Source organism: uncultured Abiotrophia sp., assembly GCF_938010525.1.
Lineage (GTDB): Bacteria > Bacillota > Bacilli > Lactobacillales > Aerococcaceae > Abiotrophia.
Window position 1 is genome coordinate 34,655 of record NZ_CALLVK010000011.1, and the last position, 15,388, is coordinate 50,042.

Here is a 15,388-nt window from a genome sequence, read left to right on the forward strand (position 1 = left end):
AGTCCCTTAGGTGGAGAATACAGGGGTATCTAGAACCCCTCATAGGCCGGTCAAGGCGACATTGTTTGGACTGAGTGACGAGAGTATGTAAGTGACAATGACGGCGACTTGGCCGGTCTATGAGGAGTTCTCGATGACGAGAACTCACCCACATTTTTGGCCTATTGATGGTCGGCCAAGAGCGATTTAGGTTGCTTACGCATGAGGGTAATGGAAGCTAGAAGTACAGCTACCAGGATGACCACCAAGCCTAAGGCTACTACCCAAACCATATCCATGGCTTGTACTTGGACGGATAATTCGGTCAAGGTCTTGTTGAAGCTATCAATAGCCGCCCCGCCCCCAAGCGTGGTGTTCTTAGCTTCAGCTGCCAATTGTTGACCGATGCTTTGGTTGACACTGCCCAGAATGGTATTCCCTACCCATTGACTGACAGGTCCTCCTAGGAGGAAGGCCCCCACAAAGCTTGCTAGACTGACCATGAGGACTTCAACTAGGAATTGAGCCAAGATTTGTGGCTTGGTCATACCTAGGGAGAGACGAATCCCCATTTCCTTACGACGACCGTTCATCCAGAGGAAGAGGATCAACATGAGGACGACACCTGAGAAGATCAGGCTACCCAAGAGTAACTTGTCGGTCATGCCATAGACTAAACCAATTGATTTTTGCAAGGATGGGAAGTTTTGGCTGCTCTTAACCAAGCTGTATGCCCGCCAGTTAATGGACAACTTCTTAGCTTCAGACATAATCTTGTCTAAGTCATGGTTACCGTCGACGAAGAAGCTAGCATCTTGATAGATAGCCGTTTCATCGGTATAACCATAGAGCTTTTGCGTGGTCCCTAAATCGGTCAGCAGGTTGTTTTGGTAGAGCTCTTGGATGGCCGTTACCCCACCCTTGTTCTTCCCGCTAAAGGTCCCTACGATCGTAACTTCAGTCGTTTCATTGGCTTGCTTTTCATTATCGGCATCATAGATGTTGGACTTGAGCTTGAGCGTGTCCCCTACCTTGAGGCCGTTCTTCTTAGCAAATTCTTCGTGGACCATGGCCACGTTCTTGTCCTCAGGCTTAATGTGACGGCCTTCAACTAGCTTGAAGGTTTCGGCACTAAAGCGATCGTCCAAGGAAGAGTCATTGGTCCCTGTCAACATGGCTGCCTTACCGAAGCGACGTTGACGGTCGGCATCAATTCGTGGCAGGCCGTCTTGGGAAACCAGTTCCTTGTCGACTAAGTCGGCCACAATCCCCATACGTTTGACTACTTGGCTAATGCCATCTAGGCCTTGAATGGCCGCGATGTCCTTACCACGCAAGTTCCCACTCCCGCGGTTGGTCCCTTGGTTGTTACGGCGATCGATTTCCATAGAGAAGGAAGAGCTGATGCCCTTGAAGGTTTCTTTGGAGGCCACGTCGGTTGCCCGCTTAACAGCCAAACTACTTAAGGAAACAGTGGACATGACTAAGAGAATAAGGAAGATAATCAGAGTCTTAAATTTTTTACGCCAGACATAGGCCCAAGCATTATTCAATAAACGCATTGTGCTTCCCCCTCTCTACTTCACTTTATGTCCGTTAGCTGCTTTCAGCTTACCATGACTGAGTTCTAGAACCGTATCGGCTGCCTCTGCCACTTGCGGGCTGTGCGTCACGACGATGACACATTTGCCTCGTTCATGGGCAGCTTGACGTAAAATGTCGATGATTTCTTGGGCGGTCCCTTCGTCCAAGTTACCGGTTGGTTCGTCAGCTAAGATGATTGGCGCCTCGCTGGCCAAGGCCCGGGCGATAGCCACCCGTTGTTGTTGGCCCCCAGATAACTTAAGCACGTTACGATGAATTAAGTCCTGGCCCAAGCCTAGTTGTAAGAGCAAGTCTTCGCTAGCTTCCGCATTGGCTAGGCGCACATTTTCTAGTGGCGTCAAGTAGTCAATCAGGTTGTAGTTTTGGAAGACCAAGCAAATATTGTGGCGGCGGTGGGCGCTATAAGACTCTTGGGCAATATCCTTGCCTTGGAAGAGGACTTTACCTTTGGTTGGGCTATCTAAGCCTGCCAAGAGGGATAAGAAGGTCGACTTACCAGCCCCGGATTTACCCACAACGGCATAGAAGGTGCCAGCATCAAATTTAGCGTCTAATTCCTTGAGGACACTCTCTTGTGCCCCTTCATAACGATAGTAAATGTTGTCTAATTTCAATAATGTCATCATGATCACTTCCTTAACTGAGTTGTCCTAGGATTTCCTTAGGTTTTTTGGTGAGAATTAAGCCGGCACAAGCCATGACCGCCACTACTATAATCACAAGTACGACGCCATAACTTGTTGCGACTAGGCCGGCCTGCCAGCTTGGCGCAGCGGCCGCGAAGAGTTTGCGGACCTGGTCTGGCAGGTCATTGGAGACTAAGAGGCTGGAGAAGAAACTGTTAGCCAGTGGATAGGCTACTGCGGCTGCGATGGCCCAGGCCCCAATGGATAGGCCCCAGAGCTCTAGCAGGATTTGGCCAATGATTTGTCCCTTAGAAATCCCAATCGAGAGCAGAATGCCGAATTCATGCACCCGTTCCCGCAAGCAGAAGAGCAAGACTAGGAAGAGGGTAATCACACTGACCAATAAGACCGCGCCGGTCATGATGGTCATGAGGGACTTGAAGCTAGCGATAGGCGCTGCCACCTGTTCAAAGGCTTGACTATTGGCTGTCAATTGGGTTTGGTCCCAATCCAGCGACAAGGCCTTAACGCGGCTAATAACTTGGTCTAGTTCCTTGGGGTTTTTCACCCGATACTGAGCCAGACGCACTTGATAGTCGTCTGCTTGCCGCCCGTAGAGGGCCTGACTGCTAGCGTAGTCGGTGTAGAGCCGGTTTTCGGTCAAATCGGAGCTGAGCCCGGTGAAGGTCTCACTGCGTTTGCCGCTATAAATCCCGACAATCTCGAATTCCTTGGCCTCCCCGTCCTTGGCTTCCCCACCTTCTGTTAGCTGGGTGCCCTTGAGGCTAATCTTATCGCCTAGCTGGAGCTTGTTGGCTTCGGCAAAGGCCTCGTGGACCATGACCTTGTCTTTGTCATCTGGCGTCAAGTGGCGCCCTTGGCTCAGGGTCAAGGCCCCGCTCGCAAAATCTAAATCGGTCTGACTGTCTTGGCGACCTTGAATGGATAAGAGCTGATTAAAGATATCGTCGCCTTGGTCACGTTGCACGGCTTGTTGGGCCTGAATGACTTGGCCGGACTCAAACTTGGCCAGCCCTTCCGATTGGTACTGAACGTCTGCTATTCCCTCTACTTGAGCCACTTGACTGATGTCCGACTCTTTCATCCCTGCCTGCAAGCCCTGACCTTGGAGCTGGAAGCCCGCATTGGAGAGGGACAGGAGTTTATCTTGAACTTGTTGGGTACTAATCTGAATCGCGAAAACAGCTAAGACAGCGGTCGTGATCAGAGATAAGATGAGGAAAAGCAGCCCAACTCTGACTCGCTTACGGCTGACATAGGCCCAAGCACGCTGATACCATTTCATACGAGTCACTTCCTTTCTGCTGATTAAGAACTAACTATAGTATGCAACCCCTGTGTGAAGTTGATATGAAATTGTGAAATAAATTTTTGTCTTCTTCAATAAATGAAAAATCCAGCCCCTGACCTGGCTTGAGAACAGGATAAGGTCTGGGTTTTGGGGAGATTAGCCGATGGCAAAATAACTTTTTATATCTTTCTAATACTTTGCCACACAACGGTAAAACCACCCTGCCATCAGTTCGGCCGCTGATGGGGGGTGGTTTTTAAATAGAGGGGTTAGATTTAGTTGCTTGAAGTTGTTTCGTCTTTCTGATCGCTGGCTGCATTAGCACTTGAGCTAGAAGAAGACTGGGATGAGCTTTGGTCTGAGGATGATGAGGCCTCACTTGCCTTGTCCTCTTCAAAGTTAGTTACTGGCAGGCTCTTGTCCTTGTCAGCGTCTTCTAAGACTTCGGAGGTGAAGGACTTGTTGCTTTCCAAGATGCTTGGGCCACCATCTTCCCCGGCTTGGGTAATGGCCTTATACTTGTCGCCTACGCGGGTGTCAACCTTGCCATTGAACTGGGCGTGAGCTAGCTCGATGGCTTGTTTAGCTAAGATAGCGGGGGCGAAAAGTGGTTCTGCCGGGTCATCCCCACCGAAGACGGCATTAGTCTTGGATAGGCGGGCAATGATATCCGACACTTGTTCCCGCAAGTCATAAGACAATGGCTTGTCTTGGACGTGTTGGGTCAAGAAGTAGAGATGCTTCATGGCTTCAACCCCAGGACGGTCGTTGGCATCCTTGAGGGCTGCCACATAGGCAGCTAAGCGGCTTAAGCCCACCGCGTCTTGGGCTTCGATGGCCTTGTTGGCTTGTTCCCGCAATTGGTCAGCGGTCACCCCATAGTTGGTCAAGTTCAGCTCGCTAATGGCCTTGAGGATGCTCTCATGTTGGGCATTCAATTTGGCCAGGCGTTCAGACAGTTTGTCGCTATTGTCTTCAATTTGGAAGATGTAGCGGGCGGCAAAGCGGTCTAAGAGTTGGAGGAAGCCTTGGGTCGAGTTGCCCTTGTCCTTGAGGCTTTCTTCAATATCTTGCAAACCGGCATCGATCCGAGCTAGGGCCACTTCTTGGCCGGCTAGACGTTGGCTAGCTACTTGGCGCAGGGTGGCGATGTAGGCTTTGACAGTGGCCTCATCCAAATCGCCTGGCACATGGATACTTGGCAGACTCGCTAATTTGTTAGCGACATAAGCCTTGGCCCCTTCCACATTGCGAATGCGGATATTGTGGCTGTGGTCGCCATGTGGCACCTCGAAGTAGCCATCGCGAATGCGAATAATACGTTGAGGAATGCCCATGCGTTTAGCAAGACCTGCTAGTTCGCGGGCAAAGCGTAACTCAGGGTCAATGCTTGGATCCTGACTAGGCACTTCCAAGGTCCAGAGTGGCACTACCCAAGGATGGATGTGCGACTTGTCTTGGCCCTGTTCCGTATTTTGAAAGGCAAAGACTTGGCCCCGGTAGTTGCCGGCATCATCATAGACAGCCTGCAACTTGATGGTGTCCCGCTCTACCCCATAGGCATAGCTGATGTAATCCAAATGAGGCTGCAACTCAGGCGAGTCTAGGGTCAGGAGAGAAGTTGGCCCTTGTGGTGTGCTTGGTTGGGCTGGCTGGCTCGGAGCCGGACTTGGCGTCGCTGGCTGATCCACTGGCAGACTTGGCGTCGCTGGTTGACTTGGTCGAGTCAGTTGGTCGGCTGGATGACTTGGTGCTACAGGTTGGCTAGGGCTGGCTGGCCGGCTAGCGACTGGACCATTAGGTCTTGGGCTGACTGGCTCATCGTCGAAGGACAGATTGCCTAAGCCTTGACCACAATCCAAGACATCATGGAAATGGTCGCCGTGAGGAATCCGCACTAGGCGGCAACCCCCTGGTGTATGGGCATTGGGCACGGTTGGCGCGTTGGCTAAGTCGCGTTTAGAGATAAAGTGGAAATGGTCGCCGTGACGGACTACATAGCCATCTGCATTCTCTTCGACAATATCGGCTGGGTTAAACACATAGTGATCGTCCCCACCCCTTCTTGACCCGCTAGCCCCTGCTTGGGCCTGGTCTTCGTAGATGGCGTCCACTGGTGGCTTACCGTAGACAAAGTGGTAATGGTTGCCATGCTTCTTAAGGTAACCGTTAGAAAAGACCTTCCCCACGATGACCTTTTGTTTACCCATTTTTTCCTTGAATTCTAGCTCGAGCTTATCCAAGGCCAAGGATTCTTTTTCGGCTTGGGCTGCGGCCAAATCGCTGGATAATTGGCCCTTGTCGCTTTCCGCTTGGGACATGGCCGTTTGGGCCTCTTGCAAACGGGCTTGAGATTGACTGAGTTCTTGATTAAGGCCCCACAAACCGGCCCCGGCGCTTAAAAGAATGGCGCCATTAATCCCCCATAAGAGGATGCGTTTTTTAGTCATGAATGATGACTCCTTCGTATATATAATGGTAATTCTTACGTTTAGCATCTTACACCCAATCGTAATGATTGTCAATAGTATAATGAAAAAATATTGCACTACTTGTTAAATAGTGTGCCAGCATCAAAAAAGCCCCCTGCTATGAGGGAGCTAGGTGATAAGATTAGGAAATACCTACCATATCTAAGTAGAGTTGGTGGGCATAGCTATCGGTCATGCCTGAGATGAAGTCCGTGGCCAAGAGCAGGCGCAGGTAGAGCTTCTCCAGTTCCGACTTACCTTGCGCAAAATAACGGTAGGACCGTTTCTGGCTCTCGGAAATAATGCCAATCTTCTTAAGGTCCACATAGTCTAGGCGACGCGCTGTATCGTAAGCTACAAGTGGCGGCACGAAGCTATCCAGCAGATAGGTCAGGGTCGAATAGCCCGCTATTTCCAGGCGTAAAATGGACTTGTGGTCGTAAATCCGGCCTTCAGAAATGGACCGCAGTTGATGATAGAGTGGCGCCACATCCGAGTCTTTGAAGAGGTCAAAGTCGTAGGTCCCAGCCATCAAGTCAGCATAATGGCTCACGAAGGACTGGGTGGCACCGGCAATTAAGACATTGCGCAGGTGCTCGAAGAAACGGTTGATGCTGAAGATTTCTTCATCAATGGTCTCCAGAATATGGACCACCTGACGCGAAGCCTGGCTGTCCTGGGCTGACTGCTTAAGACTAGCTAGCAGGTCCGCCTTGACCATGGCGAAGGTCAGGACGCCCTTGCCCAGGGCGTCTTCCATATCGGCCACCAGATAGGCAATGTCGTCAGCCGCCTCTAGGATGAAGGTCAAGGGATGGCGTTGGCTGCCCGCTCCCGTTTGGCTGGTAATGGCTTGGAAGAGGTCGGCCTCCGCATGGAAATAGCCCACCTTCTTATGGATGATAGCACCGGTCTTAGGCTGGTGAGAAGCCCGCGTGTATTTGAGAATGGTATTGAGGGTGGCCACGGTTAAATCAAGGCCATCAAAGCTACCCTTGAAGTCGTGGAGCTTGGCCGCAATCCGCAAGGCCTGGGCATTCCCCTCAAAATGATAGAGGTCATGAACATAGTCGCTGGCCAGAAAGTCCTGGGCCAGTTGGGGATCCAGCTGCTCACTCAGAATGGCGGGCAGGCGTTTCTTGAACCACTGGCGGATAATATCCTCGCCAAAGTGACCATAAGGCGGATTGCCAATATCGTGCAAGAGACTAGCGCACTCAACAATACGGGCGATGTCGGCCTGACGGACAATGAATTCCTGCTGACTGACGGCCAGCTCAGAATCGGCCACGCCTTCTAGTTGATCGGCCAGACTAAGGGCAATCTCCGAAACCAGGGTCCGGCCAATCATGGCCACCTCCAGGGAATGCGTCAGGCGCGTATGAATAAAATCCATCCGCTCCAGGGGAAAGACCTGGGTCTTGTCCTGTAACCGCCGGAAAGACGGGCTGGTCACAATTCGTTTGTAGTCATCATCAAATTCATTACGATGCTGGGTCGCACTACCCGATAGACGGGCAGTAGATAAAAGATCTGTCCATTGCATAAGCCGGACCTCCTTGTCTGCTGACTGGGGGATGTTGGGGTCTTAAAGTGGGCGTCAGCCAGCCTATTTTGCTTCCTTATTATAACAAATTCTCAAGCCGGCATAAAGAAAGACACCCGGGTGGGTGTCTTGGGTTTAAGTATTTGTGTAACTAGGCTATATGAAATTTTTATTGGTCTAAGGCTTTTCTCAAGGATTCGATGGTGGAGTAGCTTGCTACTGATGGATCATGCGCAATGCGTCTGCTTTCGTCGATTGCTTGAGCAGTTAGCGACTTGTCTTGTCGGCTTAAATCCTGAGGCGCTTGCTGATTTAGCTGGTCTGAATGACTAAGTATATCTTTATGGTAGTAGTCTTTATTGCTCATGACAACCTCCTAATCAATAGAACCATGTTTTGAGACTTATAGAAGCTAGTGACAACTTAGTTGTTAGCCTTCAAAAATTCGCCTATCCCTGCTGCAATTTCTTCGGGCGCATAATCATGCACATAATGCCCCACATCCAAGCGTTTAATGGTCGCATTAGGCACTTGCCCAAAGCTATCTTGCGCCATTTGGTACCAAGCCTCACTAGAGAAGCTAGTCCCACTCGCATTAGACACATAGAGTAAAATAGGGACGCTTGGCAGAGGCTTGTCTAAAACTTGCTTAGCATTGCTTGCTGACATTTCAAGTTCATTGCCAATAGCAGTCGTCAAGGCCTGCTTATAAAAGAGCGCCTTGTAATTAGCTATTTCTGCTTGCGTCAGATGGCCTGATTGAAGGGCAGGAGCTGCCTTCTCTGCTGGATAAAGAAAACGCCCATAGCCTAGCCCAAGTAACATTTGCCCAACCTTAACTACAAAAGTTGGAACCTTTACTTTGTCATAGCTCTGAGGCATGGCCATATCGAGGCCAACAATAGCAGAAACTTCTGCTGGATGTTCTTGGGCCCAGTAGAGAGCCTCCAAGCCAGCCATGGAATGAGCCACTAGAACATAAGGGCCTTGAATACCAGACGCTTCTAGTGCTTGACGTGTCTGTCTATTCACGGTTTCTAAATCTCTAGGACTATCCCCATCATCACTAAAGCCATAACCGAGTCGCTCGACTATGACAATACGATAATCCGACTCTAATTGCGTCGTCAAGGCCTTAAAGTCCAAAATAGGCGATGTTGTGCCCCCTCCAGCTAACAAAACTAGTGTCTTGCTACCCGAACTTGTCACATAGATATTTAACTGCTTACCCTCAACCTCAACACGATTACCAATCGGCGATACATCATTAGCTTCTCTGGATAAGGCAAGACGATGATTAAGATAGACACCTAATGTAACTAGCACTATGGCTAAAAGCACATAAGCTAATAGTTTTCTTAGACCTCGCCAAAATCTCATCACTTAGCCTCCTCCACTTTTGATCACATGCTTACCCTACCACTTGAACAGGACTAGGTCAATAGATAAGAAGGTTTACTCCGATGCTCAGTTATCGCGAGCCTTAAACAATGTAATGAATAATTTCTTAAAGCATCGCCCCTTATTGCACTTTTAAGAGGGAGTCTGTTCTTGACTATCACTGGAAGTCCCATCAACTAAGTAATGCCGTAATTTTATCTTAGCCCTTTTATAAATCTGCACTGCACTCTTAGCTACTCTTCTCAGTATGTACAAAAGAATCATCAGCAAACAAGATACAACTAAGAATGTGATAGCACTAATAATAAGTGGATTGCCTTGAAAGTCACATTTTATCTTTTCTAGCAGTTCTTTGAACTTATCGAATAACTTATCGAAAAATATGACCGTAATGGCATAGGATAGTACTAGTATTATCACTCCCCAAAGTAATAGCTTATTCTTTATATTCAAAGCACTATAGCTCTTATACAGTCTACCATATCTACTAATTGGCAACTCACCTATAGCATCCGTTATAATTATATCTAATATCAAAAATACTACAATAGTAGTTAAGCCCGTATACAAGGATAAGGTGACCTTATTCCAGAATTCGGTATTCCCATATAATAAGCTCTTAAAGAGTGACTGAATTTCGTTAGTCAGCATTAATCTCATAGCTTGAACTAATACTATGGAAGATATCAAAGTATAAAATCTGTATTTTATCCTAATTAATCTTTTATATGAACTAGAAGCAGAGTCTTTTAAAAAATACCTATTAAAGATGACATCTTGTGAAAACAATATGTCAGTAAACATTTTTCCGAAAACTACAAAAATTAAGTTTAAAGTAGCGGGGTCGGCCGAAAGAAATAAAGAAAAAAGCACCATCATAAAGGATGTAGTACTAACAAAAGGCATCCAAGGCAACATTTCCTTAAGTATTAAATTCAAAAAATCTAACAGAATCATCCAAGTCATCCATATAAACATGACGGACCAAATCCCCATCAACAATTCTTTGGCATCATTTTTTCCTAGCTCAGTACTTTTTATTATAAAAAAAACTATGTATTTATATGAAAAATAATAAAATCCAATTCTTATGAGAAAACGCATTATAAACCTTAACGGCTCACTAACATCTCGCCAACTCTGTCTTCTCTGGAAAACAACACGGTAGATTGAGTTTAGTAACAAAATGAAGCCTATTCCCATCAGAATGTGCTGATACGTTTTATCTAATCCAAGCAGGAAATACCTTCTCACTACCACAATTAGTACGGAGCCCAGAAACCAAGCCATACTTTTCTTATCTAATTTAGACCATCGTTTCTTTGTCTTATCCCACATACTTATACCCCCTTCTTCATTTTATGATACAGATTAGATTAAGGCCAGCTACCTAAATAGCTGGCCTTACTAATTTGATAAATCTTCTAGTCATCCACGCCCAGAATCTCGTTGATGTTGTTCTTGTAGAGAATAGCCTTAGCCCCGTAGACTGCTTGGATGCCGCCTTGGACTTCTAAGACATCGACGGCACCGATGGCCTTGAGGGTTGGCTTGTCGACCTTGCCTGGATCTTTGACTGATACACGCAAGCGGGTGATGCAGGCGTCGACTTCTTCAATGTTTTCAGGACCACCTAGGGCTTCAATGATTCTAACTGAATCTTGCTTGAGGCTGTCCTTGGTGTCGACCACTGGCTTGGCATCCTCGTCCAAGTCCTCTTCCAGACGGCCTGGCGTTGGCACGTTGAATTTGGTGATGAACCAACGGAAGACCACATAGTAGAGGCCGGCCCAGATTAAGCCAAATGGAATTTGTAAGAGCCAGTTGGTCTTGTCATTCCCTTGCAGGATCCCGAAGAGGGAGAAGTCGATGACCCCACCTGAGAAGGTGTTCCCGATAGAAATATTGAGGATGTCAGCGATGAAGAAGCTGACCCCATCCAGGAAGGAGTGAATCACATAGAGGAATGGACTCACGAAGAGGAACATATACTCGATTGGTTCCGTAATCCCGGTGATAAAGCTGGTCAAGGCAACCCCGAAGAAGAGACCTGCGTATTTCTTACGACGGTCTTTTGGCACCAAGTGGTACATAGCCAAGCAGGCAGCTGGCAAACCGAACATCATGGTTGAGAAGCGGCCAGCGAAGAAGCGAGTGCCTTCGGTGAAGAGACCCGTGTGGTTTGGATCTGCCAATTGGGCGAAGAAGATTTTTTGTGCCCCGGCTACGGTTTGACCCGCTACTTGAGCCACCCCACCTAACTCAGTGTACCAGAACATTGGGTAGATCATGTGATGCAAGCCGACTGCCCCGCAGAGACGCATGAGGAAGCCGTAGAGGAAGGTCCCAAACGGACCCGCTTGGGAAATGTAGTCCCCAGTTGATACCAGCCATTGTTGGAATGGTGGCCAGATTAGGAAAAAGACGCCCCCTAAGAAAATTGAGGCAAAAGACGTCACGATAGGCACAAAGCGGGAGCCCCCGAAGAAGCCCAAGACCTGTGGCAATTGAATATTATGATAGCGATTATGGAGCCAAACTGCACAGGCACCGACCGCAATGGCGCCAATGACCCCGGTGTCGATGGCCGAACCCTCTGCCATATAGAGTTTGACTAAGGCACCGATGGTGGCTTTCATGACCAGGTAACCGGTCACCCCAGCCAGGGCTGCCGTCCCCTTGTCCCGCTTAGCTAGGCCGATACAGAGGCCCACACAGAGCAGGAGGGACAGGTTGGCGAAGACAATTTCGCCGGCCGAACTCATGACTTGGAAAATAGCTTGTAGGCTTGGATTATTCAATACGGGATAGGTCGCCACCGTGGTCGGATTAGACAAGGCGCCCCCAATCCCCAGCAATAGCCCGGCTGCCGGCAGAATGGCAATCGGCAGCATAAAGGCTTTCCCGATTTTTTGTAACAACTTAAACATGGTACAAAGACCTCCTTTGATTGTTAGGTGCTTCAGAAGTCTCGCATCGGAATCCTCCTGACTCACTCCTGTGGTCCCACCTTTTGGGGGACTCGCGGCCCTTCCTGGCCTGGCTACCTCCTTTCCTGGTCTGACATGATCTTGCATAAGTTGCGATGCGAATGCGCAGGGTTGAATGTAACCCTTTACAAGTTTATTATAATCGGATTGAAAGGAAATTTCAACTTGGAGGGGAGACTTGACTGGTACGCCACATAGGTATATACTTGGTATATACATTAGAAGAGGTGATTTTATGGAGTCACAAGCACAATACCGGACCACACTATCCCAATGGGGCAATTCTAAGGCCGTGCGCCTACCTGCTTCCATTCTCAAAAAGTTAAATCTATTGGACAATCAAACCCTTCTGATCTCTGTCGAGGATAACAGCATTCGACTAAGTCCTGAACACAAACAACCTTCCACCATCCATGAGTTGTTTGCTGAATGGGATCAGGACGATGTTCGAGAAGGCGAACTTGATTGGGGCCAGGCGAAAGGTCAGGAACTAGAATGGTAATCAAACAAGGCGATATTTTCTACGTTGACTTCAATCCCAGCAAGGGCCACGAGCAGAAGCATCGTCGCCCGGCTCTCGCTCTAAGCCATAGCCTCCTGACTAAGTTCAGCGGCTTAACCATCGTGGCCCCCATCACCACCACCAGTCGCAACTTTCCCACCTATCATGAGCTGACTAGCACTCGTACCATCCAGGGCAAGGTCATGCTAGACCAGACCATCGCCTTAGACTTAGCGGCACGAGGTGTTGCTAAGGTCGAGGAAAGGCTATCTCAAGAAGAATTGAAGCTCATCTTGGATAAGTATAAGTTGTTGTTTGATATGGAGGATTAAGAATAAACAAAACGCCATGGCTCGGTATGATTACCTAGCCATGGCGTTTGCTTGGTTTAATGCGACTTAAGGTCCATAAACAAATGGGCTTGATCCTGAAGACCATGTCCTAGGCGGATAATCCGCAGCTTATGTTCTTTGGGGTATGGCGCATAGTAGACAATATAGTGACCAATGATTTTCCGTCGAATGCCTATAGCTGGCAAATAGGGATTGCGCACCCGCTCCCCGCTTTCTGGGAAAACTAGCAAGTTTTTCAAACACTCATGGAGTGCATCAAGAAACTTTTTAGCAGCTTGCTGATTCTTAAGTTCCTTTGTCAAATAGTCCAGAATCACTTCTAAATCTTCTTCTGCCTTCTGAGTGAACTCATAACTATAGGTCATAACGCTCCCTCATATCGGCGATAAGGGACTCACCGTCTCTTAGGCGTTGCTCTCGAATATCTTCAAGCCCTTGATATAGAAATTTTGCTTCTTCCATTTGACGGAGGGTCTTCTCATAGTATTCAATGTCCATGACGACTAGTCGTCCATAGCCATTCTTAGTGACGAAGACTGGGCCTTGTTCCTCTTGACAATAAGCTTCAACCGCCACTGTATTTTTTAAATCGCGCATGGGAATAATTTTCATCAACGCCACCTCCTTTTGATGGCTATATTATACCATAAATTTAGACACATATATAGTCATTTATAGCAAAAGGCCCCCTGATCTAATCATAAGGGGACCTTTTCTTCTTATAACTGATAGACCATAATATGTTCATTTATTTCCTGGTTAAAGCCAGTCTCTTCAAATCCTAGACCTAGCAAAATCTTTTTCATGGGCTCGTTACCGTCCACGTAATCGGCCACCACCTTGGTCATCTGGGTTTGCTGCTTGGCCATTTCCAGTACTGCTTCAATGGTTTGTCGGCCGTAGCCTCTGCCTTGGAAGGCTTGGTCAATCAGGAAGCGCCAAATAAAGACCTGTTGCTCCTCTGTATCCAAGTCATACATGATGAAGCCAACTAGGTCTTCCTTGGCATAAATGGCTTTGGGATAGGTAATGCCTTCGTCACGGTAGTACCAAGCATCTGCCAAGGATCGGACGACCGGAGATACAAATTTGGCCGCCTCTTGCTCAGGAGAAATCTTGAGCTCTAGCACCTGAAAATAATTATCGCCAGTAATCTCTCTTAAACTAAGGGTCATGATATTCTCCTTTCTCGGCCTTACTTGACTAAGTCACTCAAGAGATAAGCATCCACCAAGCGCTCGGTCGCCTCCACGGAGTCCACATGGGTCCGCTCATAGGAATGGCTGGACTCGATGCCGGCACCGCAGAGGGCGTGCTTGACTTCGGCACCCGCTGACATAGCGGCCGAAGCGTCGGATCCATAGAATGGGTAGATGTCTAATTTGTAAGGAATGTCCTTGGCCTTAGCCAGTTCCACCAGGTGTTGGCGGAATTCATAGTGATAAGGGCCACTGGCATCCTTGACACAGATAGAGACCGTATACTCGTCGGTCTGCTGGTCGTCACCCATGGCGCCCATGTCAACCGCCAGATACTCCACCGCTTTGTCTGATAGGCTAGAGTTGGCCCCATGCCCTACTTCCTCGAAGACCGAGAAGGCAAATTGGGTCGTCACCGGCAGGGTGATGCCCTCTTCCTTGTAACGGCGCAACAAGTTAAGCAGGATAGCGGCGGACACCTTGTCGTCGAGGAAGCGCGACTTGATAAAGCCGGTGTCGGTGATGGTGGTTCGTGGGTTGAAGGAGACAAAGTCACCCACTTCAATACCTAGGGCGCGGGTTTCTTCCTCGTTGGTAACCTTGGCATCTAAGCGGACTTCCATGTTGTCTTGGGTCCGTTCAGCCGTCCCCGCATCACAGTAGACGTGGGTAGAAGTTTGGTGAATGAGAATAGTCCCAGATACAGTTTTACCGGTGGCCGCCACATGGACGGTACAGTTCTCCCCTTCAATCATGTTCCAAGGAAAGCCACCCACCTTGTCCAGCTTGAGCCGGCCGTCGCCCTTGACCGCGCGCACCATTGCCCCCAAGGTGTCAACGTGAGCCGTCACGATGCGGTGGTGGTCATCGTCCTGGCCCGGCACCGTCACATGTACGAGTCCTTTGGAAGTGCGCACCGGTTGGTAGCCCATTTTTTCCAGAGTCGATACCAAATAGTCCTGAACGCCACGCGTGTAACCCGTTGGCGACGCGATAGCTAGAAGTTCTTGCAGATAACTTAAGGTTGGATTCATCCTAATGCCCCCTTGAAAATTGTTTACACCTTCATTATAACACAAGTTTGGATAGGCGCCCTATCTTTTTGCGTGACAAATGGGGCGGGTGCCCGCAGTCACGTCGTGTTGGAGCCCCAACACGACATCGCCCTCCTCCAATGCGACGTGGCTGCACCTTTTGGCTCCTTTTTCGCTCAAAAACCAAGTTCATCGCCTCCACCACGTCGCGTTGGAGCCCCAACACGACATGGCGCTCCTCCAACTGATGGACAGCACTTAGAAGATTTACTCTATCTAACACGGGGCAACCAACTATACACAGAAGATGGAGAAGAGTTGTATATTGATCCAACTTCTCAGAAAAGAACACTTCATAACCAATATGAAC

General features: G+C 48.5%; 15 protein-coding genes and 1 pseudogene. 3 read left to right on the plus strand and 13 right to left on the minus strand.

The window, feature by feature from the left end:
• Positions 1-161 precede the first annotated feature (161 nt).
• The 9 genes from Q0339_RS01995 to Q0339_RS02035 form a co-directional block, all read right to left on the minus strand.
• Positions 162-1,541 (minus strand): ABC transporter permease, encoded by a 1,380-nt coding sequence (locus Q0339_RS01995; protein WP_291432425.1) that lies wholly within the window; start codon positions 1,539-1,541, stop codon positions 162-164.
• A gap of 15 nt (positions 1,542-1,556) precedes the next feature.
• Positions 1,557-2,207 (minus strand): ABC transporter ATP-binding protein, encoded by a 651-nt coding sequence (locus Q0339_RS02000; protein WP_035364132.1) that lies wholly within the window; start codon positions 2,205-2,207, stop codon positions 1,557-1,559.
• Between the two features lie 13 nt (positions 2,208-2,220).
• Positions 2,221-3,516 carry an ABC transporter permease gene (locus tag Q0339_RS02005; RefSeq protein WP_298077110.1) on the minus strand — a complete coding sequence of 432 codons (1,296 nt, stop codon included), beginning with the start codon at positions 3,514-3,516 and terminating at the stop codon, positions 2,221-2,223.
• Between the two features lie 281 nt (positions 3,517-3,797).
• On the minus strand, positions 3,798-5,972 hold the full coding sequence (locus Q0339_RS02010) for a pneumococcal-type histidine triad protein (protein WP_298077111.1): 2,175 nt from the start codon (positions 5,970-5,972) through the stop codon (positions 3,798-3,800).
• A 163-nt stretch (positions 5,973-6,135) separates the two neighbouring features.
• Positions 6,136-7,539, minus strand: a complete 1,404-nt coding sequence (gene dgt, locus Q0339_RS02015; RefSeq protein WP_298077112.1) for a dGTP triphosphohydrolase — start codon at positions 7,537-7,539, stop codon at positions 6,136-6,138.
• A gap of 169 nt (positions 7,540-7,708) precedes the next feature.
• A complete protein-coding gene (locus Q0339_RS02020; RefSeq protein ID WP_298077114.1) occupies positions 7,709-7,906 on the minus strand; it encodes a hypothetical protein in 198 nt (65 codons plus the stop codon).
• 56 nt (positions 7,907-7,962) lie between these two features.
• On the minus strand, positions 7,963-8,919 hold the full coding sequence (locus tag Q0339_RS02025) for an alpha/beta hydrolase (protein WP_298077115.1): 957 nt from the start codon (positions 8,917-8,919) through the stop codon (positions 7,963-7,965).
• A 153-nt stretch (positions 8,920-9,072) separates the two neighbouring features.
• Entirely contained in the window at positions 9,073-10,278 is a 1,206-nt protein-coding gene (locus Q0339_RS02030; protein ID WP_298077116.1) for a hypothetical protein, read from the minus strand.
• Between the two features lie 86 nt (positions 10,279-10,364).
• The gene (locus tag Q0339_RS02035; RefSeq protein WP_298077117.1) at positions 10,365-11,870 is read right to left on the minus strand and encodes a PTS transporter subunit EIIC; all 1,506 of its coding nucleotides are present in this window, start codon (positions 11,868-11,870) and stop codon (positions 10,365-10,367) included.
• Positions 11,871-12,165: 295 nt separating this feature from the next.
• On the opposite strand from Q0339_RS02035, the gene Q0339_RS02040 reads away from it, so the two are divergent.
• Together Q0339_RS02040 and Q0339_RS02045 are read left to right on the plus strand one after the other, a co-directional pair.
• Positions 12,166-12,432, plus strand: coding sequence for an AbrB/MazE/SpoVT family DNA-binding domain-containing protein (locus Q0339_RS02040; protein WP_298077118.1), 267 nt, complete (start codon positions 12,166-12,168; stop codon positions 12,430-12,432).
• Positions 12,426-12,764: a type II toxin-antitoxin system PemK/MazF family toxin gene (locus tag Q0339_RS02045; protein ID WP_291427393.1), complete on the plus strand. Its 339-nt coding sequence runs from the start codon at positions 12,426-12,428 to the stop codon at positions 12,762-12,764. The genes Q0339_RS02040 and Q0339_RS02045 overlap by 7 nt, the downstream gene beginning before the upstream one ends.
• Positions 12,765-12,820: 56 nt before the next feature.
• On the opposite strand, the gene Q0339_RS02050 is transcribed toward Q0339_RS02045, so the two are convergent.
• The 4 genes from Q0339_RS02050 to Q0339_RS02065 form a co-directional block, all read right to left on the minus strand.
• Positions 12,821-13,150, minus strand: coding sequence for a type II toxin-antitoxin system RelE/ParE family toxin (locus tag Q0339_RS02050; protein ID WP_298077119.1), 330 nt, complete (start codon positions 13,148-13,150; stop codon positions 12,821-12,823).
• Positions 13,140-13,397, minus strand: coding sequence for a type II toxin-antitoxin system Phd/YefM family antitoxin (locus Q0339_RS02055; protein ID WP_023391684.1), 258 nt, complete (start codon positions 13,395-13,397; stop codon positions 13,140-13,142). The genes Q0339_RS02050 and Q0339_RS02055 overlap by 11 nt, the downstream gene beginning before the upstream one ends.
• A 107-nt stretch (positions 13,398-13,504) precedes the next feature.
• Positions 13,505-13,960: a GNAT family N-acetyltransferase gene (locus Q0339_RS02060; protein ID WP_298077120.1), complete on the minus strand. Its 456-nt coding sequence runs from the start codon at positions 13,958-13,960 to the stop codon at positions 13,505-13,507.
• A gap of 20 nt (positions 13,961-13,980) precedes the next feature.
• Positions 13,981-15,018 (minus strand): M42 family metallopeptidase, encoded by a 1,038-nt coding sequence (locus tag Q0339_RS02065; protein ID WP_298077121.1) that lies wholly within the window; start codon positions 15,016-15,018, stop codon positions 13,981-13,983.
• A gap of 105 nt (positions 15,019-15,123) precedes the next feature.
• Here Q0339_RS02065 and Q0339_RS09085 point away from each other — a divergent pair.
• A pseudogene (locus Q0339_RS09085) lies at positions 15,124-15,388 on the plus strand (hypothetical protein); the annotation flags it as partial.

What these genes read in the sequence shown, in the direction of transcription:
- Q0339_RS01995 (WP_291432425.1), bottom strand. Translation starts at nt 1,541, where the DNA reads ATGCGTTTATTGAATAATGCTTGGGCCTATGTCTGGCGTAAAAAATTT.
- Q0339_RS02000 (WP_035364132.1), bottom strand. Translation starts at nt 2,207, where the DNA reads ATGACATTATTGAAATTAGACAACATTTACTATCGTTATGAAGGGGCA.
- Q0339_RS02020 (WP_298077114.1), bottom strand. Translation starts at nt 7,906, where the DNA reads ATGAGCAATAAAGACTACTACCATAAAGATATACTTAGTCATTCAGAC.
- Q0339_RS02045 (WP_291427393.1), top strand. Translation starts at nt 12,426, where the DNA reads ATGGTAATCAAACAAGGCGATATTTTCTACGTTGACTTCAATCCCAGC.
- Q0339_RS02005 (WP_298077110.1), bottom strand. Translation starts at nt 3,516, where the DNA reads ATGAAATGGTATCAGCGTGCTTGGGCCTATGTCAGCCGTAAGCGAGTC.
- dgt (WP_298077112.1), bottom strand. Translation starts at nt 7,539, where the DNA reads ATGCAATGGACAGATCTTTTATCTACTGCCCGTCTATCGGGTAGTGCG.
- Q0339_RS02065 (WP_298077121.1), bottom strand. Translation starts at nt 15,018, where the DNA reads ATGAATCCAACCTTAAGTTATCTGCAAGAACTTCTAGCTATCGCGTCG.
- Q0339_RS02055 (WP_023391684.1), bottom strand. Translation starts at nt 13,397, where the DNA reads ATGAAAATTATTCCCATGCGCGATTTAAAAAATACAGTGGCGGTTGAA.
- Q0339_RS02060 (WP_298077120.1), bottom strand. Translation starts at nt 13,960, where the DNA reads ATGACCCTTAGTTTAAGAGAGATTACTGGCGATAATTATTTTCAGGTG.
- Q0339_RS02050 (WP_298077119.1), bottom strand. Translation starts at nt 13,150, where the DNA reads ATGACCTATAGTTATGAGTTCACTCAGAAGGCAGAAGAAGATTTAGAA.
- Q0339_RS02035 (WP_298077117.1), bottom strand. Translation starts at nt 11,870, where the DNA reads ATGTTTAAGTTGTTACAAAAAATCGGGAAAGCCTTTATGCTGCCGATT.
- Q0339_RS02025 (WP_298077115.1), bottom strand. Translation starts at nt 8,919, where the DNA reads ATGAGATTTTGGCGAGGTCTAAGAAAACTATTAGCTTATGTGCTTTTA.
- Q0339_RS02030 (WP_298077116.1), bottom strand. Translation starts at nt 10,278, where the DNA reads ATGTGGGATAAGACAAAGAAACGATGGTCTAAATTAGATAAGAAAAGT.
- Q0339_RS02010 (WP_298077111.1), bottom strand. Translation starts at nt 5,972, where the DNA reads ATGACTAAAAAACGCATCCTCTTATGGGGGATTAATGGCGCCATTCTT.
- Q0339_RS02040 (WP_298077118.1), top strand. Translation starts at nt 12,166, where the DNA reads ATGGAGTCACAAGCACAATACCGGACCACACTATCCCAATGGGGCAAT.